The organism is Mycobacterium sp. 48b, from assembly GCF_048282725.1.
Lineage (GTDB): Bacteria > Actinomycetota > Actinomycetes > Mycobacteriales > Mycobacteriaceae > Mycobacterium.
On sequence record NZ_JBLVUL010000001.1, the window covers coordinates 6,043,817 to 6,069,197 of the forward strand.

Annotated in this window: 25 protein-coding genes; 3 read left to right on the forward strand and 22 right to left on the reverse strand. The window is 67.1% G+C overall.

Annotation, left to right across the window (positions count from 1 at the left end; translation table 11 throughout):
* Positions 1–17: 17 nt before the first annotated feature.
* The 5 genes from ACNQR1_RS29510 to ACNQR1_RS29530 form a co-directional block, all read right to left on the reverse strand.
* Complete coding sequence (locus ACNQR1_RS29510; RefSeq protein ID WP_418049123.1) at positions 18–710, reverse strand: dienelactone hydrolase family protein; 693 nt, start codon at positions 708–710, stop codon at positions 18–20.
* Between the two features lie 5 nt (positions 711–715).
* Positions 716–1,309 (reverse strand): TetR/AcrR family transcriptional regulator, encoded by a 594-nt coding sequence (locus ACNQR1_RS29515; RefSeq protein WP_418049124.1) that lies wholly within the window; start codon positions 1,307–1,309, stop codon positions 716–718.
* Positions 1,306–2,283, reverse strand: coding sequence for an esterase family protein (locus tag ACNQR1_RS29520; protein WP_418049125.1), 978 nt, complete (start codon positions 2,281–2,283; stop codon positions 1,306–1,308). Before ACNQR1_RS29520 ends, ACNQR1_RS29515 begins: the two co-directional genes overlap by 4 nt.
* Before the next feature lie 259 nt (positions 2,284–2,542).
* Positions 2,543–3,406, reverse strand: coding sequence for a class I SAM-dependent methyltransferase (locus ACNQR1_RS29525; RefSeq protein WP_418049126.1), 864 nt, complete (start codon positions 3,404–3,406; stop codon positions 2,543–2,545).
* A 132-nt stretch (positions 3,407–3,538) separates the two neighbouring features.
* Positions 3,539–4,213: a Crp/Fnr family transcriptional regulator gene (locus ACNQR1_RS29530; RefSeq protein ID WP_418049127.1), complete on the reverse strand. Its 675-nt coding sequence runs from the start codon at positions 4,211–4,213 to the stop codon at positions 3,539–3,541.
* A 162-nt stretch (positions 4,214–4,375) separates the two neighbouring features.
* On the opposite strand from ACNQR1_RS29530, the gene ACNQR1_RS29535 reads away from it, so the two are divergent.
* Together ACNQR1_RS29535 and ACNQR1_RS29540 are read left to right on the forward strand one after the other, a co-directional pair.
* Positions 4,376–5,416, forward strand: coding sequence for an LLM class F420-dependent oxidoreductase (locus ACNQR1_RS29535; RefSeq protein WP_418049128.1), 1,041 nt, complete (start codon positions 4,376–4,378; stop codon positions 5,414–5,416).
* Between the two features lie 347 nt (positions 5,417–5,763).
* Positions 5,764–6,954 carry a hypothetical protein gene (locus ACNQR1_RS29540; protein ID WP_418049129.1) on the forward strand — a complete coding sequence of 397 codons (1,191 nt, stop codon included), beginning with the start codon at positions 5,764–5,766 and terminating at the stop codon, positions 6,952–6,954.
* Position 6,955: 1 nt separating this feature from the next.
* Here the strand turns inward: ACNQR1_RS29540 and ACNQR1_RS29545 are convergent, their stop codons facing one another.
* The 17 genes from ACNQR1_RS29545 to ACNQR1_RS29625 form a co-directional block, all read right to left on the reverse strand.
* Positions 6,956–7,621 (reverse strand): TetR/AcrR family transcriptional regulator, encoded by a 666-nt coding sequence (locus ACNQR1_RS29545; RefSeq protein ID WP_418049130.1) that lies wholly within the window; start codon positions 7,619–7,621, stop codon positions 6,956–6,958.
* Positions 7,622–7,671: 50 nt separating this feature from the next.
* Positions 7,672–7,974, reverse strand: a complete 303-nt coding sequence (locus ACNQR1_RS29550; protein ID WP_418049131.1) for a ferredoxin — start codon at positions 7,972–7,974, stop codon at positions 7,672–7,674.
* A complete protein-coding gene (locus ACNQR1_RS29555; RefSeq protein ID WP_418049132.1) occupies positions 7,971–9,110 on the reverse strand; it encodes a Rieske 2Fe-2S domain-containing protein in 1,140 nt (379 codons plus the stop codon). Before ACNQR1_RS29555 ends, ACNQR1_RS29550 begins: the two co-directional genes overlap by 4 nt.
* Positions 9,111–9,236: 126 nt before the next feature.
* The gene (locus ACNQR1_RS29560) at positions 9,237–10,712 is read right to left on the reverse strand and encodes a hypothetical protein (protein WP_418049133.1); all 1,476 of its coding nucleotides are present in this window, start codon (positions 10,710–10,712) and stop codon (positions 9,237–9,239) included.
* 3 nt (positions 10,713–10,715) lie between these two features.
* A complete protein-coding gene (locus ACNQR1_RS29565) occupies positions 10,716–11,012 on the reverse strand; it encodes a type VII secretion target (protein ID WP_418049134.1) in 297 nt (98 codons plus the stop codon).
* A gap of 37 nt (positions 11,013–11,049) precedes the next feature.
* Positions 11,050–12,390: a phosphoglucosamine mutase gene (gene glmM / locus ACNQR1_RS29570; RefSeq protein ID WP_418049135.1), complete on the reverse strand. Its 1,341-nt coding sequence runs from the start codon at positions 12,388–12,390 to the stop codon at positions 11,050–11,052.
* A gap of 154 nt (positions 12,391–12,544) precedes the next feature.
* Entirely contained in the window at positions 12,545–12,970 is a 426-nt protein-coding gene (locus tag ACNQR1_RS29575; protein ID WP_418049136.1) for a hypothetical protein, read from the reverse strand.
* Positions 12,971–13,364: 394 nt separating this feature from the next.
* Positions 13,365–13,802, reverse strand: coding sequence for a 30S ribosomal protein S9 (gene rpsI, locus ACNQR1_RS29580; protein WP_418050551.1), 438 nt, complete (start codon positions 13,800–13,802; stop codon positions 13,365–13,367).
* Between the two features lie 35 nt (positions 13,803–13,837).
* Complete coding sequence (rplM, locus tag ACNQR1_RS29585; RefSeq protein WP_328816506.1) at positions 13,838–14,281, reverse strand: 50S ribosomal protein L13; 444 nt, start codon at positions 14,279–14,281, stop codon at positions 13,838–13,840.
* Positions 14,282–14,551: 270 nt separating this feature from the next.
* Positions 14,552–14,965, reverse strand: coding sequence for a hypothetical protein (locus ACNQR1_RS29590; RefSeq protein ID WP_418049137.1), 414 nt, complete (start codon positions 14,963–14,965; stop codon positions 14,552–14,554).
* Positions 14,966–14,980: 15 nt separating this feature from the next.
* The gene (locus ACNQR1_RS29595; RefSeq protein ID WP_418049138.1) at positions 14,981–15,238 is read right to left on the reverse strand and encodes a hypothetical protein; all 258 of its coding nucleotides are present in this window, start codon (positions 15,236–15,238) and stop codon (positions 14,981–14,983) included.
* A 101-nt stretch (positions 15,239–15,339) separates the two neighbouring features.
* A complete protein-coding gene (locus ACNQR1_RS29600; protein ID WP_418049139.1) occupies positions 15,340–16,632 on the reverse strand; it encodes a haloacid dehalogenase-like hydrolase in 1,293 nt (430 codons plus the stop codon).
* A gap of 22 nt (positions 16,633–16,654) precedes the next feature.
* Entirely contained in the window at positions 16,655–17,428 is a 774-nt protein-coding gene (gene eutC, locus ACNQR1_RS29605; RefSeq protein WP_418049140.1) for an ethanolamine ammonia-lyase subunit EutC, read from the reverse strand.
* A complete protein-coding gene (locus ACNQR1_RS29610) occupies positions 17,425–18,840 on the reverse strand; it encodes an ethanolamine ammonia-lyase subunit EutB (RefSeq protein WP_418049141.1) in 1,416 nt (471 codons plus the stop codon). The genes eutC and ACNQR1_RS29610 overlap by 4 nt, the downstream gene beginning before the upstream one ends.
* Positions 18,837–20,252, reverse strand: a complete 1,416-nt coding sequence (eat, locus tag ACNQR1_RS29615; protein WP_418049142.1) for an ethanolamine permease — start codon at positions 20,250–20,252, stop codon at positions 18,837–18,839. The genes ACNQR1_RS29610 and eat overlap by 4 nt, the downstream gene beginning before the upstream one ends.
* A 415-nt stretch (positions 20,253–20,667) precedes the next feature.
* Positions 20,668–22,191, reverse strand: a complete 1,524-nt coding sequence (adh, locus tag ACNQR1_RS29620) for an aldehyde dehydrogenase (RefSeq protein WP_418049143.1) — start codon at positions 22,189–22,191, stop codon at positions 20,668–20,670.
* Between the two features lie 165 nt (positions 22,192–22,356).
* Positions 22,357–23,661, reverse strand: coding sequence for a GAF domain-containing protein (locus ACNQR1_RS29625; RefSeq protein WP_418049144.1), 1,305 nt, complete (start codon positions 23,659–23,661; stop codon positions 22,357–22,359).
* A gap of 282 nt (positions 23,662–23,943) precedes the next feature.
* Between ACNQR1_RS29625 and ACNQR1_RS29630 the strand changes: the two genes are divergently transcribed.
* Complete coding sequence (locus tag ACNQR1_RS29630) at positions 23,944–25,341, forward strand: DEAD/DEAH box helicase (protein ID WP_418050552.1); 1,398 nt, start codon at positions 23,944–23,946, stop codon at positions 25,339–25,341.
* Positions 25,342–25,381: the final 40 nt, after the last annotated feature.

The following is a 25,381-nucleotide window of genomic DNA, read 5'->3' on the forward strand; positions in this document are numbered from 1 at the left end:
GGAACCACCGGATCGGGTCAGTGGTCCAGATGGGCGCTGAAGAAGCCGAAGACTCTGCGGTAGGCGTCCTCGGTGGCCTCGTCGTCGCGGCCGAATCCGATGATCCGTTGCAGGGTTTGGTGAGGCAGGTTGTTGGCGAAGGAGTGCCCTACGCCCTGATAAACCTTGACGTCATTGGGAATTCCGCGTTGATCGAGTGCTCGTTGCAGGCGTGGACCGTTGCCGGGGTTCCACACGTCGCGGCTGCCGTAACTGGCCACTACCGGACACGAGTTCTCGGCCAGCGACGCGTATACCGGCGGGATGGTCGGGTAGAACGGAGCTGCGGCGTCAAATCCTTTGGAGCCCATCACCAACGCGAAACCGCCGCCCATACAGAACCCGGCGATACCGACGCTGCCGGTGCAGTCCGACCGGCCCTTCAGGTAGTCGCGGGCAGCGTGCAGATCGTCGACCGCCCGACCTGCCCGGCTCAGCATCGACCACATCACCCGGGTGATGCAGCGGGCCGCGCCGCCCCTCGAATACAAGTCCGGAGCCAATGCCAGGTATCCGTGGGCCGCAAAGCGCGCGGTACTTTCGGTGACATCGTCGGTGATGCCGCGCAGGTCGTGGATCACCACCACCGCGGGCCAGGGCCCCGACCCTGCAGGTGCAGTCAACTCGGCGCCGATCGGTCCCGCCGGTGTGTCAAACGTGATGGCGGCCATGGCATCTAGCCACCGATCAGCTTGGGATCCGCACCCGCGAATCGTGCCAGCGAGGCCCGCAGGGCCTTGACCCGATGGCCGGCATCGAATTCGAGCAGGGCGGCCTCGGCCGACATGCCCACCCACAACTGGGCGCCGTGATACGGGTGCGGCCAGCCCATCGCTGCGAAATCGAGCTCGCAGATTCGAGCGGTGTCGCTGTTGCGTTGGCGTATCTCGGCGGCTGTCACCGGTTCGGCACGGGCTTCCAGCAACATCGATCTGACCCCGTGCTCACGCAGGCACGCGTCGAGGTATGTCCGGGTGGCCAGCAGCAGCCGCTGCGGGCCAGGTTCGAGGTCGGCGACAACGGCGCGGGCCTCGGCGAGGATACGGTCGTGAAACTCGCGGTGTAACACCAGCAGATAGCCGGCACGGTCACTGAAGTGGTGGAAGAAGGCACCTTTGGACACGCCGGCCTCTTCGACGATGCGGTTGACGCTCAACCCAGACAGGCCAGTTGTCCTGGCGAGGCGGACACCGGCGTCGAGCAGAGACTCGCGGGTCTTGGCGGCGGCGTCCTGGCGGGCTGTCATCGTGCACAAATATAGCGTTGTCATGCACTCACCCCCAGGACCCGCTGCAGGTCAGGCTTCATCATCTGCAGCTGCTGGCCCCAGTACGTCCAGGTGTGGGTTCCGTCGTAGGGGAAATTGAACACCCCGTTGGTGCCGCCGGCGGCAAGGTAGAGCTCCTGGAACGTCCTACTGGTCCGAGCCAGGAACTTCTCCAGGAACTGCGCCGCCGCGAGGTTGCCGGCGCTGGCTCCGGTGTCGAAATCCGACGGTTTCCCGGTGCCCGAATAGACCCAGATCCGGGTGTGGTTGGCCACCAACTTGCCGATGTTGACGGTGGGATCGTTACGTTTCCAGGCCGGGTCATCCGATGGGCCCCACATGCTCTTCGCATCGAATCCACCCGCATCTTTCATGGCGATGCCGATGAGGGTGGGCCACCAACCTTCTGAAGGATTGAGAGACGCGGACAGGGCGCCGGCGTAGATGAATTGGTGCGGATGCCAGATCGCCAGTGTCAGCGCAGTGGATCCGGCCATCGACAGCCCCACCGCGGCATTGCCGGTTGTCGATACGTTTCTATTGGCTGCCAACCACTCTGGAAGTTCAGAGGTCAGGAAAGTCTCCCACTTGTAGGTGTAGGTCTGCCCGTTACCGTTTGACGGTTGGTACCAGTCGGCATAGAAGCTCGACTGACCACCGACGGGCATGATCACCGACAGTCCTGAACCCTCGTACCACTCGAATGCCGGGGTGTTGATGTCCCACCCGCTGAAATCGTCCTGGGCCCGCATCCCGTCGAGAAGATAGACCGCATGGGGCCCGCCGTACTGGAATTGCACCCGGATGTCTCGACCCATCGCCGGTGACGGCACGTCCAGGTACTCCACGGGTAGTCCTGGACGCGAAAAACCTTGTGCACTCTGCGTTCCGACAAAGATGCTGAAGCTCGCCAGTACCCCTGCCAGGACGAGTGCCCACGTCGATTTCCGACGCGAACGCCAGCTGAACCCTTTCATCGCACCCCCATGCTCCTCTGCCCCGACCCAATTGACCGACCGGTCGGTATGTGAGCGTAGCCGAGAACACCGCCCGTGTCATCAGAGAAAAGTTGAGATTGAGACGTTCAGCCCTCGTTCGCAAGAACTGAACCTGAGGTTCGCCGGGACGCCTCCACGAGGAACGTCGCGGGAGATCGCGTCGGCTCAGGATGTGAGTTGACCTAAGCCAGAATGTTTTTCACCTGTTCGGCGAGACAGTGAATGAAAGAGACGAATATCAGCTGACGACTGCCCGGGTGCGCGCCTGGATGAGCCAGTGCGCCGCACCGTAGTACACACCTCGGTCGGTGACATGCTCGCCGATGTTTTCCCGCAGGGTATCGAAGGCGCGAGCACGAGCGGCGCCCTCAAGTTCCTCGAAGGCCGCTGCGAAGTGTTCGACGACGAAGTTGAACGCATCCTCGATGTCGCGGCCGTAATACATCGGCATGGTCAGACTCGTCATCTCGACGTCCACGAAGCCGGCGTCTTGCAACAACTGAGTCACTACGTCGGGGTTACTCAACGCGAACGGGCTCGGCGCACCGGCGGGCGGGGACGCCAATTCGCTGCCGCCGGAAGCGATCATGCGGAAAGTCCGGATGCCCTCGTTGCGTTCCAGCGGTTGCCATGTCAGCTGTACGAAACGACCGCCCGGCCGAAGCGCGCGTGCGATGTTGGCAAACGCCGCTGCCAGATCGCCGAAGAACATCGTCCCGTGTCGGCTCATGGCTACGTCGAAACGCGACTCACCAAAGTCATACACCTGTGCATCCGCTTGCACGAACGACACATTGGGCAGCTTTGCCTCGGCGGCCAGCGCGCTCGCCAGCCGCAGCATCGAGGACGACAAGTCGACTCCCAACGCCGAACCTCGACGGGATATGCGGGCCGCATCGCGAGTGACCTGGCCACTGCCGCATCCGACATCCAAGATCGTCGAATCCGATACCAGATGAGCCGCCTTGAGCAGTTCATCGTGATAGCCGGCCATCCCCTGGTCGAAGCGTTCTGCACGTTCGGCCCAGAACGCACCGCCTGCGCCGTCCCAGGCACGCAGCTGATCGGTGTTCAACGAGTCGACGGTCAGCGCCTCAGCCACAGTTCCCCCCTGTCGATGTTCGATGTCCACGCTACAGATCCGGTGCACGCTCACCGCGCAGTCACGAAGAGCCACAACACAAACCCCTTCTTCCCTGAAGCCGGCGCCACAGCGGCAGTTCGTTCGGCTCGGCTATCTCGCTCGGCGCGCCAGCCGGTCAGGAGCGAGGATGTCGACGGTCTTGGTCCCGGTTGCGATCCACCCGCGCTGCGTGAAATCGACGAGCGCCTTGTTGACGGTCTCGCGAGACGAGCCGACGAGCTGCGCGAATTCCGTTTGGGTGAGGTCGTGATCGACGCGCAACGCATCGCCGTAGCGGATACCGAAGCGCTGCGCGAGGTGGAGCAGCTGTTTGGCTACGCGGCCAGGTACATCCGTGAAGATGAGGTCGGCCACATTGTTGTTGGTACGGCGCAATCGTCGGGCCAGCACCCGCAGCAGTTGCTCGGCAATTTCGGGTCGATCGGAGATCCAGGCGTGCAGCGCCTGACGGTCAAGCGTCAGGGCCCGCACCGAGGTGAGCGTGGTGACCGTGGAGGTGCGGGGACCGGGATCGAACACGGCGAGTTCACCGAACATGTCGGCCGGTCCCATGATGGCGAGCAGGCTCTGCCGACGGCCTGCCGTCGCCCGGCCGATCTTCACCTTGCCCGACTCGATGATGTAGAGCTCCTCGCCGGGGTCACCTTCTTCGAAGATCGTGAACCTGGCCGGGAACGCGATCCGCTGGAGCTGACCCACGAGCGCCGCCACCGCGCTCGGAGGCACGCCCTGGAATATGCCGGCGCGCGCCAAGACTTCGTCCACGAGCTTGCTCCACACAAGAATCTGGGGCCGTACCGGTACGACCACGTACCGTCGACCGTACCGTAAGCGGCGCACCGTCTCGCTACCCACGACTGCGGGCACGAACACCCCACACCACACTCCCGCCTCCCAACCAACTGGTTGGGTTGCTACACTCCTGCGATGCGCACTGGCATCTTCCTGAGTTATGCCGGCGGCTTCAAAGAAGCAGCCGACCAAGTCGTCGAACTGGAGAAGGTGGGCGTCGACATCGCCCTGGTCGCCGAGGCGTACTCCTACGATGCGATCAGCCAGCTCGGCTACCTGGCCGCCAAGACCTCCACCATGGAGCTCGGCACGGGTGTGGTCCCGATCTACACCCGCACACCTGCCCTGATGGCCATGAGTGCCGCCGGCGTCGACTACGTGTCCGACGGCCGGTTCCGCCTCGGCATCGGCACCTCCGGCCCGCAGGTGATGGAGGGCTTCCACGGCGTGCCGTTCGACGCCCCGCTGGGCCGCACCCGCGAGGTGGTCGAGATCTGCCGCAAGGTGTGGCGCCGCGAGAACCTGGACTACGACGGCAAGTACTACCAGCTGCCGTTGCCCGCCGACCGCGGCACCGGCCTGGGCAAGTCGCTGCACTTGATCAATCACCCTGTCCGTGAGCGCATCCCGATCACCATCGCAGCCCTGGGGCCCAAGAACGTCGAGCTGACCGCCGAGATCGCCGAGGGCTGGCAGCCGGTGTTCTACCTCCCGGAGAAGGCCGACGACGTGTGGGGCGACGCGCTGCGGGCCGGGGCCGCCAAGCGCGATCCGGAGCTGGGACCGCTGGACGTCATGGTCAGCGCCAGCCTGGCCATCGGCGACGACGTCGACGACCGGCTCGCCTGGGCGAAACCCCAACTGGCGCTGTACATCGGCGGCATGGGCGCCCGCGGGCAGAACTTCTACCACAAGCTGGCCACCCGGTACGGCTACGGCGAGGTCGCCGACCACATCCAGGACCTGTTCCTGGCCGGCAAGAAGGCCGAGGCCATCGCGGCCGTCCCCGACGACCTGGTGCGCAACGTGTCGTTGGTCGGGCCGAAGGGATTCGTCAAGGAGCGCCTCGCCGCCTACGCCGAAGCCGGGGTCACCACGATGCTGGTGCACCCGATGGCCACCGACACCGCCGAGACCGTGAAGTTCTGCGAGGAGCTCGTCTCACTCACCCAGTAGGTGGCGGAGGGCGGGCGGATCCGGGAAATTGACGCTCGCCAAAATTGCAGTATCGGACTACTCACATCACTCGCCCTGGTACGGGTGACCATCAATCGGTCACACCGCCGCAAGGGAGATGAGAGATGGTTCGTTCACACCTCAGCGCCACTGGTGCTGTCGCAAGCGCAGGCATCCTCGCGTTGGGCCTGGTGGTCGTAACCCCATCGGACGGCTACGACGCGAGGATCGACGTGCGAACGGTGAACATCGCGTCCGTCGCCTTTCAATCGCCGCCTCCCCCGGACCTGCGAATGGTGACGATCCGCACCGCTGCCCAGCCAAGCGCAACGACGAACCCTCCGGTCGTGAGCACCGCCGCCCCCGCGACCACGGCGGCTGCACTGCCCGCCATACCGCCCGAGGTCATGCAGATCATCGGCCCGATCATCCTGTTCGGCACGATCGCCTTCGGACTTCTGGTGGTACTTCCGGTGGGCTGGGCAGTCGGAACCGCCTACGAGGTCATCGCACGGATTCTCGGCCTGCCGCCGACGCTGCCATTTGCCGGACCGGTTGCCACCACCGCGGGCGCCCAGGCAATGGCCGCGCCCTCGGATCCGATCACATTCCTCACCGAGAACGCCCAGATCCTTGCCGACGGTTTCGGCCAGTCAGCCAATCGTGCCGGGGTCGCGGTCGTTGGTGAAGCAGTGCTTCCGTTCGTGACCGCGGTCCTGGCGGTGGCATCGCCAGCCCGGATTCCCACGATTCTCCTGCTGGCACAAGAGTCCTCGGAATCCATCTGGACGGGGACACTGAACACGAAATTCGGGCTCGATTACGACGAATTCGTCCCCGGCTTCTACATTCCGGCCGACGTCAAGCCCACGGGCGAGCCCGGCGATGCCCATGACGTCGCCTTGCGGCGCATCGTCGACGGCGCCGTCCTGCCTGCGACGGTGGTCGCCGTCAACCACGTGGCCGCCAACCTCACCGAGGCCGGTGTCCCCGCGGTCGTCGAGCAACTGCTGCTCTCATCGGAAAAGGTTGGCGCAACTGCCTTCCAGGTAGGGGCATATGTTCGCGCCTCAGCGGTGTCCGCTGTCCAGGAACCCATCCTCGCGGCCACCGAGGGCGGCGACGTCGGCGCCGCCCTGCAAGCCGGCGCCACGCAGTTTCACAAGGCCGTGTTCGGCGACCCGGACGCCGCAGACGCCCACGTCGACCCCTACGACCCCACGAGTCCCACTGCCCCCTCACTGGCGAAGCTCGGCGCGATCGGTTCGGTGACCACCGTCGCCCGCCAGGAGACCGAGAAGATCGTCGGCGCGCTGGTCCCCTCGAGCAATGCGCCGCTTGCGACCGGCAAACAAGCGAGTATTGGCAATGGGCGCAACCCAGTCCGGTCCTCGGGCACCGACAATCCCACGGCCAAGAGCACCGCGAACCCGCCGCGGAAGAAGCCGATGCGCGACGCAATCACCAAGGTGCGCAAAGACATCAGCCACGCCGCCGCTCAGGTCCGCGACAACCTCAAGAAGGTCGGCGAGCAGTAGTTCACGGCTGTCGGCCAGGCGTCGTGGCAGCTGGACGCTTGCCGAGCGTCGCATCCAGGACCAACGATTCGAAAAGTCGGTTCACCCCGTCCATCTCGCCCGGTTCGGTGACAGCCGCTGCGTGCGCGAAGCCGTCGACGATCGCACTGATCACTCGCGCCACCTGGACGGGGTCGTACTCGGCGGAGATACGTCCTGCCCGCTGGCCGTCGACGACAGAGCGAGCAAGCGCGTCGGTCATCCGCGCTCCCTGCTTCGAGTAGCCCGCGCTCAGCTCCTGGTGCCGGCGGGCGTCGATCGGTGCAGTCGCGACGAAACCGGCAAGTTCGGGGTACTCGCGGTTGATGCGCATCGATTCGGTCAATGCCGCACGCAACAGCTCGTCCATCGAGTGCGGACCGGCCATGGCCGGAGCGGCACTGGCCAGGATCTTGCCGTAGACGTCGTCACACACCGCTTCGAACAACTTGTTCTTCGTACCGAAGTGGTAGTAGACCGAGCCCGCCGTCACCCCGGCCATCTCGGCGATCAGGTTGTTGGTCGCGGGTCCGTATCCGAACTGGGCAAAGCAACGACACGCTGCATCGATGACCCGTTGCCGAGTGTCGCCGCTGTCGATACCCGCGGGCCGTCCCGGTCCGGATTTGGCCGTCTTGGTCGCGCTCATCGGACCATCTTTGCGCAGAGATACGGGCCCCGGGGTGACCACGTCAGTTGTCAGCGGTGCGACGGGCCGTCGGACCCGACGCCCGCATCTGCCAGAGGAAGCAGGCCGTCCACGGCGGCCGCCACGACCGAGGCAGCCATCGCATCGCAGCCGAGGAACAGCCCGCGGTTGCCGTGGACGGCCAGCGCCTCGGCATTGCGACGCTGGGGGCACAGCCCGGATGCCGTCGCGTTCCACTGCACGCTGGTCTGTTGCCAACTGCTCTTGCGCGCCAATACAACCGCGCCGCAACTTCGGCATGACACCGGCATCATGGGCAGCTCCTCTAAACGAGGGTCGAGGCGGCCGGTCATGGTACGGATTGTGCGGTGGCGCGGGCCGCGATGTTGTCTTCGATCTCCTGCGCCCACGCCCGCTGAGCGCTCGTGGTGTCGATCTCGTACTCGAACCGGTCGACCATGTCGGCCGCCACATCGCCGGCGTCGACGTAGAACTGTTCGTACCACCGGCGCAGCTGGTACACCGGCCCGTCTTCCTCGCAGCGCAACGGGTTGTCGATGCGCGCCTTGGTTTTCCAGATCGCCACATCCTGCTCGAACCCGATCTTGACCCAGTCGCCCAGTGCGATGGCGTTCTGCAGCGCAAGCTCGCCGGAGATGCCGTCGGCCTTCTTGACGATGATGCCGTATTGCAGGACAAACGAATTCGCGTCGATCGGATAGTGGCAGTTGATCAGCACGCTGTAGTGGTCGGCGTCGGGATAGTGATAGGTGAGGTCATCGATCATGAAAGCGGGGCCGTAGTACGACGCCACCGATGTGGTGCCGAGCATCGCCGAGCCGCCGACATCGTCGCGGTCGGCGCGGGTGTCCGCGTTCATGTACTGGGTGGCGATGTGCCCCTCGAAGATGTTCTTGAAGTACGTGGGCATGGATCCGTGCACGTAGAAGAAATGCGCCATGTCCACCACGTTGTCCACCAGTTCACGGCAATTGGCGTTGACAACCGTTGTGTACCAATGCCAATCGGTCCACTCATCGCTGGTGGCACCTTCGATGCGTGGAATCGTCGCCTCGGCGGGCGGCGGGTTACCCTCGGGATCGTTCCAGACGAAGAGCATCCCGTCCTGCTCAAGGGTCGTCCAGGTGGCGGTCCGAGCCAGGCGGGGGGCGCGCTTGCCGTACGGCACGTTCTTGCAGCGCCCGTCGCCACCCCACCGCCAGTCGTGGAAGGGACAGGCGATCTCGTTGCCCTTGACCTGGCCTTGGGACAGGTCACCACCCATATGCCGGCAGTATCCGTCGAGCACGTTGATCTTGCCGTCGCCGCCGCGGAACACGACAAGCTTCTGACCGAAGACGTTGATCGCGTGCGGTTTCCCGTCACCGAGGTCGCGAGTCAGCCCGAGGCAGTGCCAGCCGCGTGCGAAACGCGCCGGCGGTGCCTGGGCTTCGATCTCGCGCACCTCGCACTCGGATTCCATTGCCATCAAGGACCCCCTCCGAAGTCTCGCCATGACTGTGTCTCACGTCACAATCAGGTCTAACACTGAGGTGTCCACTCCGGCGCCCGAAGTCCCACTGGCAGGGACCGAAATCCGATCCGGCGCAGATATCTAGCCGCCGACCTGCGGTAGCTCGTCGGCGGCGATCTCACAGGGTGTCTTGTCGGCGGGGGCCACCAGCGGGGCTGCCGGCGCGGCGGGTGCAGGAGGCGGCGCGACCACGGACTGTGGTTCGACGGCGGTGTCGGGTGTGGTTTCCACGGGCGACTCGACCCCACCGTCCTGGACCGGCTGATCGTCGGCAGCGGCCTCGGTGTCCTCTTCGGTAACAGCGTCTTCGGCTGAGGCTGCCGCGTCGTCGTCAGTGTCGTCGTCAGCGTCCTGGTCTTCTGCGTCGTCGTCCGATTCCTCGAGGTTGTCCGCGTCGTCCACGTCGTCGGCCGCCTCGGAGGTCTCCGGTGTGTCCAGTTGCCCGGGCAGCGCAGTGTCGGCACTCGACCCCGCCGATCCGTCCGCGGTCGATCCGATCAATCTGCCGAACAAGTCTGCGAGTTGCCCGCCGATGCCGGACAACCCGGATCCGGCACCCGACAATCCGCCCCCGGACAGTCCGCCGCCGAGCGGCGAACCCCAGCCGGATGCCGAATCGGCCGCGGCGGGACTGGTGACCGGTTGAGCGGACGCTGAAATCGGATCCACGGCCGGCGGTGCGAAAGACGGTGTTGTAGAGGCGATCTGCGGGACCATCTGTGGCATGGCAGCCGGGGCGGTCGGGGCCGCCACCGGCGCCGGGCCGAAGCCGACAGGCGCGACGAAGCCGGCGGAAACCGTTCGGGGACTGCTCACCAGCAGGTCTGGCGAGACCGCTGCACCGATACGGGGCGTCCACGACGGGCCGAACTCGCCGGGGATCTCGAACACCGGAACCGGGCGGTCGGTCAGCGCGGCGATCGCGGCGTTGTAGGCATCGTCCACCGCGGTGGTCGCCGAACGCATCGCCGCCACCCAATCCGCGCCGATGTCACTGTCTACGAACGGTTTCACCTGAGCATCGATCAGTTCACTGGCGGCGTCGCGATCTCCGAGGCCGCTGCGCACGGTGCGCGCGGCGGCCAACCAGGTTTCGCGGTGCGCCGCACAGCGCGTGGCGATCCGCTCGGTGGCGTCGACCTTGCTGTCGACGGCACGGTACAGCTGATCGCGTAGCGCGGCCGTGGTGCCGGCCGCCCTGCGTATGGCGGCGACGACCTGCTGGGCCGCTCCGCCGTTGCGCACCAGAAACTCGCGCGCTGCCTGCGCACCGCCGCCCTGCCAGGCCCGGGTCAATACCGTCAGCTGACCGTCCTGCAGTCGCAGCGCCTGCTCGGCGGAGCCCGCTGCCGCCGCCAGGGCTGTGCAGTCGACGTCCAGTGCCCGCAGGTCCAGGCCGTCCTCGGTGGCGTACCAGCCGTGCACCTGGCCGACGTGTGCGGTGAGGTCCGGATGCTGGTAACCCAGAAGTCCACACGCCCACACGAATTCGGCAAAAGTCTCGACCGCGGGCTGCCCCTGATCCAAACGCGCTGCGACGTCGATGGTTTGGACCACGCGTCAACCCACCCTGGCAGCGGCGTCGGCATCCGCGGCGACGTAGCGGTCGGTGGTGCCCCGCAGCACCGCGGCGACCTCGCCCGCGGCGCGGGCCCATTGCCGTACCGATGCCATGCACTCGTCGAGCGCGGCGCGTACCGACTCCCCCGCGGCGGTGTGCGCCAGCCCGGCCGTCGCACCGCCGAACTCCGGGCGCATCCGGACACCGGAATCGACGGTCTCGGCGACGGCATCGTACTGCCGTGCCACCTCCAGCAACGCCGCAGCGTCGACGCGCGCGGTAGTTACGTCTCCCATACCCGGGTTAGACGCAGCCGGGTGCCGTACGGTTCCCTCAGGCCGACTGGCCGCTGACCGAATCGGCCACCCGTACCGCGACCAACCGGGCCGTGTTCTCGTCGGCGGCCTCGACCATCACCCGGACCACCTGTTCGGTACCCGAGGGCCGCAACAGGATTCGGCCGGTGTCGCCGAGTTCAGCCTCGGCCTCGGCCACCGCGGACTGCACGGACGGCGCTTGGGCCACTGCAGCCTTGTCGGCGACGGCGACGTTGATCAACACCTGGGGCAACGTGCGCATCGGTTCGGCAAGCGCCGCCAAGGTGCTGCGGGTCTGGGCCATCCGCGACATCAGCCGCAGGCCCGTGACGATGCCGTCACCGGTGGTGCCCAGGCCGGGCAACACGATGTGACCGGACTGCTCGCCGCCGAGCGAGAACTCGCCGGCCCGCAGTTCCTCCAGCACGTAGCGGTCCCCCACACCGGTGGTGCGGACCTCGATACCGGCGGCCCGCATCGCGAGATGCAGTCCGAGGTTGCTCATCACAGTGGCCACCAACGTGTCAGAGGCCAACTCGCCGGCCTCCTGCATGGCCAGCGCCAGCACCACCATGATCGCGTCGCCGTCGATGACCTGGCCCGCGGCGTCCACCGCGAGGCACCGGTCGGCGTCGCCGTCATGTGCCAGTCCCAGATCAGCGCCGTGCTCGAGAACCGCGGCCTGCAGCACATCCATGTGGGTGGAGCCGCAGCCGTCGTTGATGTTGAGGCCATTGGGCTCGGCGTTGATCGCGATGACGTTGGCGCCTGCGGCCCGGTAGGCCCGCGGAGCGGCTGCCCACGCCGCGCCATGCGCGCAGTCGACGACGACGGTCATGCCTTCCAGCCGGGTGGTGACGGCCTTGGAGGCGTGGCGGAGGTAGCGGTCCAACGCGTCCTCGGCGTCGAGCACCCGGCCGATGCCTGCGCCCGTGGGCCGGTTCCCGGGACCCGCCTGCACGAGTTCCTCGATACGGTCCTCGGCGGCGTCGTCGAGCTTGTGCCCGCCGGGACCGAAGATCTTGATGCCGTTGTCGGGCATCGGGTTGTGCGACGCGGAGATCATCACCCCGAAGTCCGCGTCATAAGCACTGGTCAGATACGCCACCGCCGGAGTCGGCAGCACACCGACCCGCAGGGCGTCGACGCCCTCACTGGTGATGCCTGCGATCACCGCGGCTTCCAGCATCTCGCCGCTGGCGCGCGGATCACGGCCCACCACGGCAACCCGCCGGCCCGGTCCCGCAGAGTTGCCGAGACGCCGGGCGGCCGCCGAACCGAGTGCCATTGCCAGTTCAGCCGTCAGATCGCGATTGGCGACCCCGCGCACCCCATCGGTGCCGAACAGTCGACCCATGCCCTTAAACTTCTCATAATTGGCTGCCGGAAACACAACCGACGAGGTCAGCGACCATCCCGGGACTGAATTGATGCGTCGTCGTGATACTCGAATCCGTGATCACCGAATCCCTGCCCGCAGCTGAACCGCGGGCAGGGTCGGCGACTGATCGCTAGCTGCCCTCGCTGTCCGACGAGGAATGGCTGCCTCCCGGCGCCATCGGTGCCGTCGTCGGCGCGACACTGTGCGGCGCGGTTCCCTGCGCGGCGTTGCCGGGCCGCTCGGTGGCGCCGTTCTGGCTGAACGAGATGGTGCCCAGGTTGTTCGTGCACACCACGTGGTCGGCGCCGTTGGTGTCGACCCCCTGCACGGCGGTGGTCAGCGATGACGTGTCGGTGTTCTCGCACACCCCTGCCGCGATCTGAGCCGCTGCGGCGGTGTCGACGTTCTCCAGGACCGAGACGTTGCCGAGGGTGAGATTCACCTTGCCGTCACCGAGGGTGTCAGGCGCGGCGTTGGCGATCCCCATACCGACGGTGAACAGCAGCGATCCGCCCAGCATCGCGCCCGCGGTCGCGGTCTTCACGAAGTTCCCCACAATTACTCCTTCCGATGGGAAAGCGACTCCGGTCCCCCGACGTCGGTACGACATCACCGGTGGCAGGAAGGTCCTGCGGGCACAACCCTGCTGACACAAAGCGGCCCCCTGCTCTCCGCCTGGTTGGCTTCCACGTGACCGCCATCCTCAAACGTCGGAGCCGCAGAAAGTTGCCTGGCGGCGCCATCTGCCGAGGTCAGGGCGGAAAATTCGTTCGGCGTCGAGAGGATCGCGTCGTTTTCCACCCCAGGGTTGCGCGGTTTCGCACAGAACAGCCCTGGCGTCGAAACGGAGTACGCACCCCACCGGTGGGACACAAAAGGACACAAAAACAAACCCGCCGGGTGTGTACATGACACACCCGGCGGGTTCGTTCGGCCGTAAAGGCGACAGATCAGCGCTTGCTGTACTGAGGCGCCTTGCGGGCCTTCTTGAGGCCGTACTTCTTGCGCTCGATGGCACGCGGGTCACGCGTCAGGAAGCCGGCACGCTTGAGTGCGGGCCGGTCCTCCGGCTGCACCAGGATCAGCGCACGGGCGATCGCCAGGCGCAGGGCGCCGGCCTGACCCGAGGGGCCGCCACCATCGAGGTGGGCGTAGATGTCGAACTGCTCGAGGCGGTCGACAGTCACCAGCGGGGCCTTGATCAGCTGCTGGTGCACCTTGTTCGGGAAGTAGTTCTCCAGGGTGCGGCCGTCCAGGTCGAACTTGCCGGTGCCGGGCACCAGGCGCACACGCACCACGGCCTCCTTGCGGCGGCCGACGGTCTGGATGGGACGGTCGATGATGACCGGCTCGCGGTGCTCCTGCTCCACCTCGACGGTCTCGGTCACGGCTTCGACGACGTCGCCGTTCTCAATCGTTTCGGTCACTGGGCCACCTGCTTGATCTCGTACGGAACCGGCTGCTGCGCGGCGTGCGGATGATCCGGACCGGCGTAGACCTTGAGCTTCTTCTGGATCTGCCGACCGAGCTTGGTGTGGGGCAGCATGCCGATGATCGCGTTCTCGACGACGCGGGTCGGGTGCTTCTCCAGCAGCTCACCGATGGTGCGCTTGCGCAGACCGCCCGGGTAACCCGAGTGGCTGTAAGCGAACTTGTTGGTGAGCTTGTTGCCGCTGACGGCAATCTTCTCGGCGTTGATGACGATGACGAAATCGCCACCATCGACATTCGGCGTGAACGTCGGCTTGTGCTTGCCGCGCAGCAGATTGGCAGCTGCAGCGGCGAGCCGGCCGAGCACCACGTCCTGGGCGTCGATGACGTACCACTGACGCGTGGTGTCACCCGCCTTCGGCGTGTACGTAGGCACAGCGCTTACCTTTCTCTTTCGAGTTCTAGACTCGGGTTTTGAGTCCCGGTTTGATCCGGGTGCCGGTCGCGGCGCATGTACTCGGTTTTCCCGGCGACCGACGTTGACCCGGGACCCGCTCACCCAAAAGGGCAGCACACACCAACGGAGCAGCTTACCGGTGGGCTTCCCTTGAGGTCAAAACAGCGCAGGTCACAACGCCCTTAAGGACCCCGACGCGCAGGACCGGCCAACTCCCGGATTCCGGGCGTGCACTTCCAGGACGCGAGCCTAGTGCTTCTTCCCGGCCTGCGCCTGGTCCTGCGCGGCCTGCTGTTGAGCAGCCTGGATCGCCGCGCGGCCCTCCGGGCTGGCCGCGGAGTTTCCCGGACCCGTGGCCGATGCCACCGACTTGTCGCAGTTGAGGGAGACCAGCGTCTGATTGGTCGCCGAGCCCGTGGTGTTGGGAGGCGGCTGCACGGTGCGGTCCTGTTGCCAGGTGACGACGCAGTCCGACCAGGATTCGCGGTCACCGACCGTCGTTTCCACCACCGGTGAGTACCCGGCTCCGCTGAGAGTGCCCGAGGCATCGCCGTACTTCTGGCCGACCACATCGGGCGACGATGCGTGGGCGATCCCGCTCATCACCAGAGCAGCCAGCGGCGCCGCCAGGGCCACCGACACCCCGAATGTCCGGGTTGACATACGTTCCACCGCAACCTATTTCGTGGCCGGAGGAGTGGTGTCGGTGACCGTGCTGCCGAGTTTCATCTGGCCGACCACCGGCTGGGTGAACACCGTGTTCGTCGGGGCGTCACCGGATCCGGCAAGCGGGTTGCCCTGCCCCGCAGGCATTTCCTCGGGATGCCCGAACGCGAACGTTGCCATCGCCGAGATGGCGGCGACGCCAAGTAACATGCCGGTTACCTGTATCCGGCTGTGCCCCTTGAGTTTCAGCTGCCCCTCATCTGCGCTCATGGCACGTATCTGACGCCCGAATTCTGTAGGGCACCCCGCCGCCGGGCTGTGGAATTGCTGAGCCAGGAAACTCCGAGCTTTACGCCAGCATCCTCACGGTGTCAGGACACCCCGTCCTGCTGGTCGGGCACCACGCTTCCGTCCGGGCGGTGCAGCGGGGCTTCCTTGCCGCTGGGCTCGATGTAGCCCTCCGTCGCGCATTCGTAGGCCTCGCCCTGCTTCTTCTTCGGCTCGATGAACATGGGATTGACCAGCCAGCGACCGTCGGCGTTGTCGTAGGCCGAGCACATCAACTCGGTCTTGTTGCGGTTGAGCACCAGGCGCAGGGCGGTGGCATCGGTGAGGAACGTGACATCGGTGTCTGAATCACCGGCGCCGAAGGCCGCGCGCTTGGGCTCGGCCTGCTGCTCGAACGCGGCCGGCCCCTTGACCCCGAAGACGTCCTCGTTGACCCGGCACCGCTTGCCCTCGATGTACGGGATGGCCGTCTCTCCGCCGCACGGCACCAGCTTCGACGTCAGGACGTCACCGTCGCGCTCGGTCCGCACTCCCATCACCTTGTCGGGCGTGAAACCGAGGTCGGCCGCCCATACCCGCACCACCGGCTCGGCCGATGCGGAGATGATGCGTACGTCGAAACCGTTGGCGCGCAAGGTCTCCACCAGATCGCGCATCTGCGGGTAGTACCGCACCCAGCCGGTCTCGTCGCCGCTGCCGACCTTCTGCTCGGTACCCTCGGGCGCCTCGAGGTTCTCTTTGCGGGCGGCCTCGGCGAAACCGGTCAGCTCCGATTCGTGCCAGCCGGCCAGCATCTGCGCCGCCCAGGCGTAGGACGGTTCGAACCGGCGGGCGTTGAACCCGGCGAACGCCGGCTCGTCGGCACGTGTCTCCCCTTCGGTGTAGACCGACAGCAGTTCGTCGGCGCAGCCGAGGTCGGTGTCGGTCGGCATCGGCTGGCCGGGCTTGGCCGCGGCGCACGCCTTGGCCAGGGCCGCCGCGGCCTGCGGGGTGAGGTAGGGGCTCGTGGTCGACCAGTCGCCGCCGACGGGTGCCCGCAGCTTGCCGTTGCGCACCATCCAGAAGAACGACGCATCACCGATGTCGTTCTTGACCACGGTGTTGTCCCAGTCGAACAGCGCGAGCGGTGCGCCGTCGGCCACCGAGCCGTTGGCCCCGCAGGTCCCCAGCTCCGCGAGCATCGCGTCGATCCGGTCCCGGTTGTCGCCGTACCAACCGGGGTTCTCGGCCAGCGTGCGGCAGTTCGCGGCGGGGGCTGACGGATCCGCCGGGGTGCCCGACGACTGCGACGACTCGGTACCGGAGCCGCACCCGGCAACGGTCAGCACCGCGGTCACCGCGGCGACGAGTAGGGACAGCGGTGCACGTGAGGTCATCAAGGGTTCCCCTCTGGTGGGTTCAGGTGAGTTCGACGACACCCGGGGTGCCGAGCGCCGAGGTCCGTGAGGTGTCCTTCAGGTCGACGCCGGAGCGGCCCAGCGCCAGTGCACCGTCGACCAGGCCGGCCGCCACCCGGGCGGCTTCGGCGTAGCCCAGGCCGTCGGGCGGGTGGATGTTGGAGATGCAGTTGCGGTCAGCGTCGGTGCGGCCGGGCATCGGCAGGTGGGTGAGGTAGATGCCGAGGCTGTCGGCCACGCTCAGCCCGGGCCGCTCCCCGATCACCACGATCACCGTCCGCATGTGGGCCTGCGCTGCGACGTGGTCGCCCAAGGCGACGCGGGCCTGGGTCGCGATCACCGGCGGGGCCAGGGTGTAGCGGTCCCGCAACTCGGCCACCAACGCCGCCAGCAGCGTCGCACCGTGACGATCCAGTGCGGTCGGCGACAACCCGTCGGCCAGCACGAAGCCGATGTCGGCCGGGGTGTCGGGCACCTGCATGCCCTCGGCGGGTTCGCGCCCCAGGTCGGGCCTGCGCAGATATTCGTCGCGGGAGGTGGCCTTACTGGTCACCACGGTCGGCTCACCGATGCCGACCGCGCGGACCTCTGCGGCGAGCCGATCTACGTCCAGCGGAACGTGCACGGCATCGCGGGCCGCAGCGTGCGCCGCCGCCAGCTCGAGCACCCGGCGGGTGGGCAGCGCGTTACCGGCCCGTCCCAGCCCGATCCTGGCTTGCGTCGTCTTGCGCAGCTCATCCCAGAACTCTTGAACCGCAATCTCATTGGGACTCATGACGTCTCCGCCGAAGTCAGGGACCGCAGCACCGAACGCTCCAGGTCGAACGGCGTCAGCTTGCCGGAGTCGTCGACCATCCCGACGCTGCGCAGCCACGCCTCGAACTCGGCGGCCGGACGCAGGCCCAGGGTGCGGCGGGTGGTCAGCACGTCGTGGAACGACAGGCTCTGGTAGCCGAGCATGACGTCGTCGGCTCCCGGCACGGTGATGACGAAGGCCACTCCGGCCGCGGCCAACAACGTCAGCAGGTTGTCCATGTCGTTCTGGTCGGCCTCGGCGTGGTTGGTGTAGCAGACGTCCACACCCATCGGCAGGCCCAGCAGCTTGCCGCAGAAGTGGTCTTCCAGCCCGGCCCGGATGATCTGCTTTCCGTCGTAGAGGTACTCCGGCCCGATGAACCCGACGACCGTGTTGACCAGCAGCGGCTGCAGGTCGCGGGCCACCGCGTAGGCCCGGGCCTCCAGGGTCTGCTGATCCACCGGCTTGCCGCCCACACCCAGGTGCGCGCCGGAGCTGAGCACCGACCCCTGCCCGGTCTCCAGGTACATGACGTTGTCGCCGACGGTGCCGCGGCGCAGGCTGCGTGCGGCCTCGTTGCCCTCCCGCAGCAGCTGCAGGTTGACCCCGAACGCGGAGTTGGCCCCCTCGGTGCCCGCGACGGACTGGAACATCAGGTCCACCGGCGCCCCGGCCTCCACCAGCCCGATCGTGGTGGTGACGTGCGACAGCACGCAGGACTGGGCCGGGATGTCATAGCGCGTCCGGATCGAATCCAGCAGGTACAGCAGGTCCGCGGTGGCCTGCGGCGAGTCGGTGGCCGGGTTGATCCCGATCACCGCATCGCCGCAGCCCAGCAGCAGCCCGTCGAGCACCGCCGCGGCGATCCCGCGGGGGTCGTCGGTGGGGTGGTTGGGCTGCAGCCGGGTGGCCAGGGTGCCGCGAGCGCCGACGGTGGTCCGGAACGCCGCGGTCACCTCCGCGGCGGCCGAGACCGCGATCAGATCCTGGTTGCGCATGATCTTGCTGACCGCCGCGACCATCTCCGGGGTCAGCCCCGAGGAGACCGCGGCCAGCCGCTCGGCGCTGTGGTCATGCGCGGCGGTGTCCATCAGCCAGTCCCGCAGCCCGCCGACGGTCAGGTGCGAGATCTCCGAAAAGGCTTGCCGGTCATGGCTGTCCATGATCAGCCGGGTGACCTCGTCGGTGTCGTACGGGACCAGTTCCTCATTGAGGAAGATGTCCAGCGGCAGGTCCGCGAGCACCCAGGCGGCCGCGGCGCGTTCACCGTCGTGCTCGGCCGCGCAGCCGGCGAGCTGATCGCCGGAGCGCAGTGGGGTGGCCTTGGCCATCACCTCGACGAGACCGTCGAAGCTGTAGGTCACCCCCGAGACCTGCTGGTGGTACTTCATTTCAGGGCACTCTCCGCTTCCGCGAGCATCGCGAACTCCTCGTCGGGCGAGTTGGCCACCAGGCGGTGGCGGCTGTAGAGCGCGAAGTAGAGCATGAACGCGCAGAACACGGCCAGGCACAGGCCCGCGGCCACCGGGCTGACCACGAAGGTCGCGATGAGCGCCACGACTGCGATCACCAAGGCGAATCCGGTGGTGATGATGCCGCCCGGGGTGCGGTACGGCCGCGGCATGTTGGGCTCGCGGACCCGCAGCACGATGTGGCTGATCATCATCAGCACGTAGCTCAGCGCCGCGCCGAAGACCGCCATGTTCAGGATCAGATCACCGTGGCCGGTCAGCGACAGCAGGAAGCCGATGATGCCCGGGACGATCAGCGCGAGCGTCGGGGCCTTGCGCTTGTTGGTGACCGACAGCCTCGTGGGCAGGTAACCGGCCCGCGACAGCGCGAAGGTCTGCCGCGAGTAGGCGTAGATGATCGAGAAGAAGCTCGCGATCAGCCCGAACAGGCCGATGTAGTTGACCGCCTTGGCGGCGAACCCGGCACCGCCGAGGGCCTGCACCAGCGGATCGTCCACCGTCGACATCGCGTCGGCACCGCCGGCGCCTGCCGTCAGGAACAGCACCGTCACGCAGGTGATGATCAGCACCGTCATCGCGGCGATGATGCCGCGCGGCACGTTGCGCTCCGGGTTGGCGGTCTCCTCGGCGGCCAGCGGGACGCCCTCGACGGCCAGGAAGAACCAGATGGCGAACGGGATCGCCGCCCAGATGCCCAGGTAGCCGTGCGGCAGGAAGCTCGACGCACCCACCGCGGCGGCGTCGGGGGCGATGTCGGTCAGGTTGGCGACGTCGAAGTGGCCGATGGCGCTCACCGCGAAGATGACCAGGCCCAGCAGCGCGATCGCGGTGATGACGAACATCAGCCGCAGCGCCTCACCGACCCCGGCGAGGTGGATGCCGATGAAGATGACGAACGCCGCGAGGTAGATCCACCAGCCCTTGTGAATGCCGAACAGGCCGAGCGATTCGACGTAGCCGCCGATGAACGTGGCGATCGCCGCCGGGGCGATCGAGTATTCGATCAGGATCGCGGTCCCGGTGGCGAAGCCGCCCCAGGGACCGAGCGCGCGACGGGCGAAGGTGTAGCCACCACCGGCCGCGGGCAACGCCGAGGACAGCTCGGCCAGGCCCAGCACCATGCAGAAGTACATGGCGGCGATGACCACCACGGCGATCAGCAGGCCGCCGAAGCCGCCCTGCTCGAGGCCGAAGTTCCAGCCCGAGAAGTCGCCGGAGATCACGTAACTGACGCCGAGGCCGGCCAACAGCAGCCACCCGGCACTTCCGGATTTGAGCTGACGTTTCTGTAGATAGTCAGCGCTCTCCAGGTGTTCTTCCACACCCGCCATTTCAAACTCCTTCATTGACAAAGCTATTCGCATGTGAGGCCGGTTGCTTGCGGCCAGTCCCCGCGCTCATCGGCGCGAGGTTAAAGGTATGTTTCTCAACCTTTGACTAGATGAGTATCACCCTCAGCCGTCACTCTGTCCACCCCAACGGGAAACTCGCCTCAGCGCGCCGTGACATCGTCGCTATACACTGCAGCACAGGTGATTTCGCTGTTCCCACGTCGATTCGACAGACGCGGCAGGCACGGCGAAGCCGCCGCCGGATGCCAACGGCTTCTGCGGTATTCAGTTGTTCCACAACAGGTACCGCGAGTGTGGAGCTGTTGCGAGCGTGCGGGTCAGATGTCGCAACAGCTCCACACTCGACGGCGGATCAGGGGGCACCGGGTTTACCGGTACCTCGCGCGAGCGCCCGTCAGAAGAAGCCCTGGGCCTTGTTGCCATAGCTCACCAGCAGGTTCTTGGTCTGCTGGTAGTGATCGAGCATCATCTTGTGGTTCTCCCGGCCGATGCCGGACTGCTTGTAGCCGCCGAACGCCGCGTGCGCGGGGTAGGCGTGGTAGCAGTTGGTCCACACCCGGCCGGCCTTGATGTCGCGCCCGGCGCGGTAGGCGGTGTTGCCGTTGCGGCTCCAGACGCCGGCACCCAGGCCGTAGAGCGTGTCGTTGGCGATGGAGATGGCGTCGTCGTAATCCTTGAACGAGGTCACGGCCACGACCGGCCCGAAGATCTCCTCCTGGAACAGGCGCATCTTGTTGTGTCCGGTGAAGATCGTCGGCGCCACGTAGAAACCGCCGTTGAGGTCGCCACCCAGATCGGCCCGCTCGCCACCGGTGATCAGTTGGGCGCCTTCGGTTTTGCCGATCTCGATGTAGGACAGGATCTTCTCCAGCTGATCGTTGGAGGCCTGTGCACCGATCATGGTCTCGGTGTCCAGCGGGTCACCCTGACGAACGGCCTTGGTACGGATGGCGGCCAGTTCGAGGAACTCGTCGTAGATGTCGGCCTGGATCAGCGACCGCGACGGGCAGGTGCATACCTCACCCTGGTTCAGGGCGAACATGGTGAACCCTTCCAGGGCCTTGTCCTGGAAGTCGTCGGCGGCGGCCAGCACGTCGGAGAAGAAGATGTTCGGGCTCTTGCCGCCCAGCTCGAGCGTCACCGGGATCAGGTTCTGGCTGGCGTACTGCATGATCAGCCGGCCCGTGGTGGTCTCACCGGTGAAGGCGATCTTGGCGATCCGGTTGCTCGAGGCCAGCGGCTTGCCGCACTCGACACCGAACCCGTTGACCACGTTGACCACGCCGGCGGGCAGCAGGTCACCGATCAGCGACATCAGGTAGAGCACCGAAACCGGCGTCTGCTCAGCAGGTTTGAGCACCACCGCGTTACCTGCGGCCAGCGCCGGGGCCAGCTTCCACACCGCCATCAGGATCGGGAAGTTCCAGGGGATGATCTGCCCGACCACGCCGAGCGGCTCGTGGAAGTGGTAGGCGACGGTGTCCTCGTCGATCTGCGAGAGCGAGCCTTCCTGGGCCCGCAGCACGCCGGCGAAGTACCGGAAGTGGTCGACCGCCAGCGGGATGTCGGCATTCAGCGTCTCGCGGATCGGCTTGCCGTTGTCCCACGACTCGGCCAGCGCGACGGATTCGAGGTTCTCCTCGATCCGGTCGGCGATCTTGTTGAGGACGACGGCGCGCTCGGCGGGCGAGGTCTTGCCCCACGCCGGCGCGGCGGCGTGAGCGGCATCCAGCGCCTTCTCGACGTCGGCCTCGGTGGAGCGGGCCACCTCGCAGAACACCTGACCGGTGACCGGCGTCGGGTTCTCGAAGTAGCGGCCCTCGGCGGGGGCGACCCACTCTCCGCCGATGTAGTTGTCATAGCGGGCCTCGAACGACATCAGGGCGCCTTCGGCGCCCGGACGTGCATAAACAGTCATGGCAATCTCCTGCATCGGACACCCAGATGTGTCGGTCGTCACTAAAGGTAGTCAGCAGTAGGTTGCAGCACAGTTGCACTGATCAAAAGCAACGTTGCAGAGTCGCCGGCGACGCGGTCAGCACGTCGGCGAGCCGACAATCAGCACGTCGGCGGGCCGACAAATTCAACCCAGCTCGGAGTCGATCCCGGCCAGGTGGCCACGGGCCTGCGCCCGGGCCAGCGGGTCGGCCTCGGCGTGGTCGTGCAGCACCCGCCAACCCTGCCGGTCGTCGCGGCCGTCGGGCAGCGCCAACCACCGCCGCAGCAGGCTCAGGCTGCCCCCGGCCAGCACCGCTTCGCGCAGGCTGGCGCTCAGTTCGGTGCGCAACCGCGCGATGGCCGGTGAGACCGATTGCGGCAACAGCGCCCCGGTGTACGCGTCAAGGGCGGCCGAGACGTTCCCGGCCTGCAGCGCGTCGAAGACATCGCCCATATCGCTGGCCACCGGTGCCATCAGCCGGTAGGGCCGCGACTCGATGTAGGTGCTGCCGATGACCCGGCGCAGCCGCGACACCTCGGCCCGCACGGTGACCACGTCGAGGTCCTTGTCGTCGAGCAGCATGGCCAGGTGATCGGCGCTCAGCCCCTCGGGGTGCCGGATCAGCAGGACCAGGATGTCGGCGTGCCGCCCGGTCAGCCCGCTCGATTCGGGCCGACCCGCGGCGTCGGCCACCTGCCAGCGCGGGCGGTCGGCGCCCAGCACCGTCAACCGTGCCCCCTCGGGCCCGGCCGGTGCGACGGGCCCCGTGAGACGCAGCAGGGCCAGCTGGTTCTCGACCGCGACCGCGGTGGCCCTGACCAGCGCCAATGTCTGTGGTGTCGCGACCGCGGACCCGCCGGTCAGGTCGATGGCACCCAGCAGCACCCCGGTGGCCGGGTCGTGCACGGGCACCGCGGTGCAACTCCAGGAGTGCACGGTGCGGGAGAAGTGTTCGGACCCGAGGATCTGCAGTTCCCGGTCCAGCGCCAGCGCGGTGCCCGGCGCGTTGGTCCCGGCGGCCCGCTCGCTCCAGTCCGAGCCGGGCACGAAGTTCATCGCCTCGGCCTTGCGGCGCACGCCGGCATCGCCCTCGACCCACAGCAGGGTGCCGTCGGCCGCGGTGATCGCCACCACCACCCCGGCGCCGACGGCGTCGTCGACCAGCAGTCGACGGATCAGCGGCAGTGTCGGCGCGAGCGGGTGCGACTTGCGCAATTCGGTCAGTGCCGCCGCGGCCGCCGCCGCCCGGGTGCCCAGATCGGGGTCGACGCCGGTGGCCAGGCTGCGTTGCCAGCTCTCCACGATGAAGCGGCGCACCGGGGTGGAATCCAGCGAATCGGCGTCCACCTGGCCCTCGATGAACAGGTCATGGATGGCGCGCACCTTCGCGGGCAGTGCCCGGGCAGACATCCGGCCTCCCGCGTTGCTCGATGCGGCCACGGCGATCATCTCTCCCGGCGTCGGGCCATGGGTATGGCATTCACGCGTAACCGCCAGGATAGTTGACCGGCCCGGCCTGTGATGGATACCACCTGCAGGTCAGCCGCCAGAAATCGGGGAATCCAGCCCGCTACCCGTATAGTCGGGGCACGGCGGCTTGTCTGTTCTGCCTTTGCCGCCTTCTCGATCGTCACACCGAGCGCCGCGAGATCTCACTCGCGCCGGGCAGGACGACCGCCCTCTATTTTCGGAGCTTTCATTTTGTCTGTCCAAGAAACCCCGGGCACCGCTGTGCCTACATTCGCCGAGCTCGGCCTGCCCGCCGAGATCGTCGCCACCCTCGCCGGGAACGGAATCGAGACCCCGTTCCCGATCCAGGCCGCGACCCTGCCCGATTCACTCAAGGGCCGCGATGTCCTCGGCCGCGGCCGGACCGGGTCCGGCAAGACGTACGCATTCCTGTTGCCCCTGGTGGCGCGGTTGGCGACCAGCGGCACCCGCCGCGCGCCGAACCGCCCCCGCGCGCTGATCCTGGCGCCCACCCGTGAACTGGTCACCCAGATCGAGGCCTCGCTGGCCCCGCTGGCCAAGGCCACCGGCCTGCGGTCGGTCAACATCTTCGGTGGCGTGGGCCCCAACCCGCAGATCTCCGCGCTCCGAGGGGGCGTGGACATCGTGATCGCCTGCCCGGGCCGGCTCGAAGACCACATGCGGTCCGGCCACGCGGACCTGTCCGCGGTCGAGGTCACCGTGCTCGACGAGGCCGACCACATGGCCGATCTCGGCTTCCTGCCCGGCGTGAAGCGCCTGCTGGACCGCACGCCGAAAGACTGCCAGCGCCTGCTGTTCTCGGCCACTCTCGATGCCGGGGTCGACGTGCTGGTCAAGCGCTACCTGCACGACCCCGTGGTGCACAGCGTCGATTCGGCCCAGTCCCCGGTGACCGCGATGGTGCACCACGTGCTGCACGTGGACAACGCCGCACGCGTCAACGTGGTCGCCGATCTGGCTGCCGCCCCGGGCCGGACCATCGTGTTCGCCCGCACCAAGCACGGCGCGAAAAACCTGACTCGTCAGCTCAATTCGCGTGGGGTGTCGGCAGTTGAGCTGCACGGCAACCTGTCTCAGAATGCCCGCACCCGCAACCTGACCGCGTTCTCCGACGGATCGGCGGCCGTTCTGGTGGCCACCGACATCGCCGCCCGCGGTATCCACGTCGACGACGTCAGCCTCGTCGTGCACGCCGACCCGCCGGTCGAGCACAAGGCCTACCTGCACCGGTCCGGGCGCACGGCCCGCGCAGGCAACGAGGGCACCGTGGTGACGCTCATGCACGACGCGCAGGTTTCCGATGTGCGCATGCTGACCAAGAAGGCCGGCGTCAAACCCACGATCACCCGGGTGAACGGCACCGACCATCCGGTGCTGCGTGAGATCGCCCCCGGCGACCGCGTTTTCGGTGATCCGATTCGGCCCGAGCCGGTCGCCCAGGCCGCTCCGGCGCCGCGGCGCCAGGGCAACAAGTCCGGGCAGCCCGGCAAGTCAGGTCAGCAGCAACGCCGCAACCGCCCGAGTGTTTCCTCCCGCAACGGCGGCGGACCGTCGGCCCGTTCCGGGGCCGGCGCAGGCGGACAGCAGCGCGGTGGCGGACACCGCCGTCCCCGCCGCGACTCGGGCTCGAGTCGCTAGACCGAACCAGACGAAAATGTGCGGCCCCGCCCGGTCCTCT

What these genes read in the sequence shown, in the direction of transcription:
- ACNQR1_RS29510 (WP_418049123.1), bottom strand. Translation starts at nt 710, where the DNA reads ATGGCCGCCATCACGTTTGACACACCGGCGGGACCGATCGGCGCCGAG.
- ACNQR1_RS29515 (WP_418049124.1), bottom strand. Translation starts at nt 1,309, where the DNA reads ATGACAACGCTATATTTGTGCACGATGACAGCCCGCCAGGACGCCGCC.
- ACNQR1_RS29520 (WP_418049125.1), bottom strand. Translation starts at nt 2,283, where the DNA reads ATGAAAGGGTTCAGCTGGCGTTCGCGTCGGAAATCGACGTGGGCACTC.
- ACNQR1_RS29535 (WP_418049128.1), top strand. Translation starts at nt 4,376, where the DNA reads ATGCGCACTGGCATCTTCCTGAGTTATGCCGGCGGCTTCAAAGAAGCA.
- ACNQR1_RS29545 (WP_418049130.1), bottom strand. Translation starts at nt 7,621, where the DNA reads ATGAGCGCGACCAAGACGGCCAAATCCGGACCGGGACGGCCCGCGGGT.
- ACNQR1_RS29550 (WP_418049131.1), bottom strand. Translation starts at nt 7,974, where the DNA reads ATGACCGGCCGCCTCGACCCTCGTTTAGAGGAGCTGCCCATGATGCCG.
- ACNQR1_RS29555 (WP_418049132.1), bottom strand. Translation starts at nt 9,110, where the DNA reads ATGGCAATGGAATCCGAGTGCGAGGTGCGCGAGATCGAAGCCCAGGCA.
- ACNQR1_RS29565 (WP_418049134.1), bottom strand. Translation starts at nt 11,012, where the DNA reads ATGGGAGACGTAACTACCGCGCGCGTCGACGCTGCGGCGTTGCTGGAG.
- glmM (WP_418049135.1), bottom strand. Translation starts at nt 12,390, where the DNA reads ATGGGTCGACTGTTCGGCACCGATGGGGTGCGCGGGGTCGCCAATCGC.
- ACNQR1_RS29590 (WP_418049137.1), bottom strand. Translation starts at nt 14,965, where the DNA reads ATGTCAACCCGGACATTCGGGGTGTCGGTGGCCCTGGCGGCGCCGCTG.
- ACNQR1_RS29595 (WP_418049138.1), bottom strand. Translation starts at nt 15,238, where the DNA reads ATGAGCGCAGATGAGGGGCAGCTGAAACTCAAGGGGCACAGCCGGATA.
- ACNQR1_RS29600 (WP_418049139.1), bottom strand. Translation starts at nt 16,632, where the DNA reads ATGACCTCACGTGCACCGCTGTCCCTACTCGTCGCCGCGGTGACCGCG.
- eutC (WP_418049140.1), bottom strand. Translation starts at nt 17,428, where the DNA reads ATGAGTCCCAATGAGATTGCGGTTCAAGAGTTCTGGGATGAGCTGCGC.
- ACNQR1_RS29610 (WP_418049141.1), bottom strand. Translation starts at nt 18,840, where the DNA reads ATGAAGTACCACCAGCAGGTCTCGGGGGTGACCTACAGCTTCGACGGT.
- eat (WP_418049142.1), bottom strand. Translation starts at nt 20,252, where the DNA reads ATGGCGGGTGTGGAAGAACACCTGGAGAGCGCTGACTATCTACAGAAA.
- adh (WP_418049143.1), bottom strand. Translation starts at nt 22,191, where the DNA reads ATGACTGTTTATGCACGTCCGGGCGCCGAAGGCGCCCTGATGTCGTTC.
- ACNQR1_RS29625 (WP_418049144.1), bottom strand. Translation starts at nt 23,661, where the DNA reads ATGATCGCCGTGGCCGCATCGAGCAACGCGGGAGGCCGGATGTCTGCC.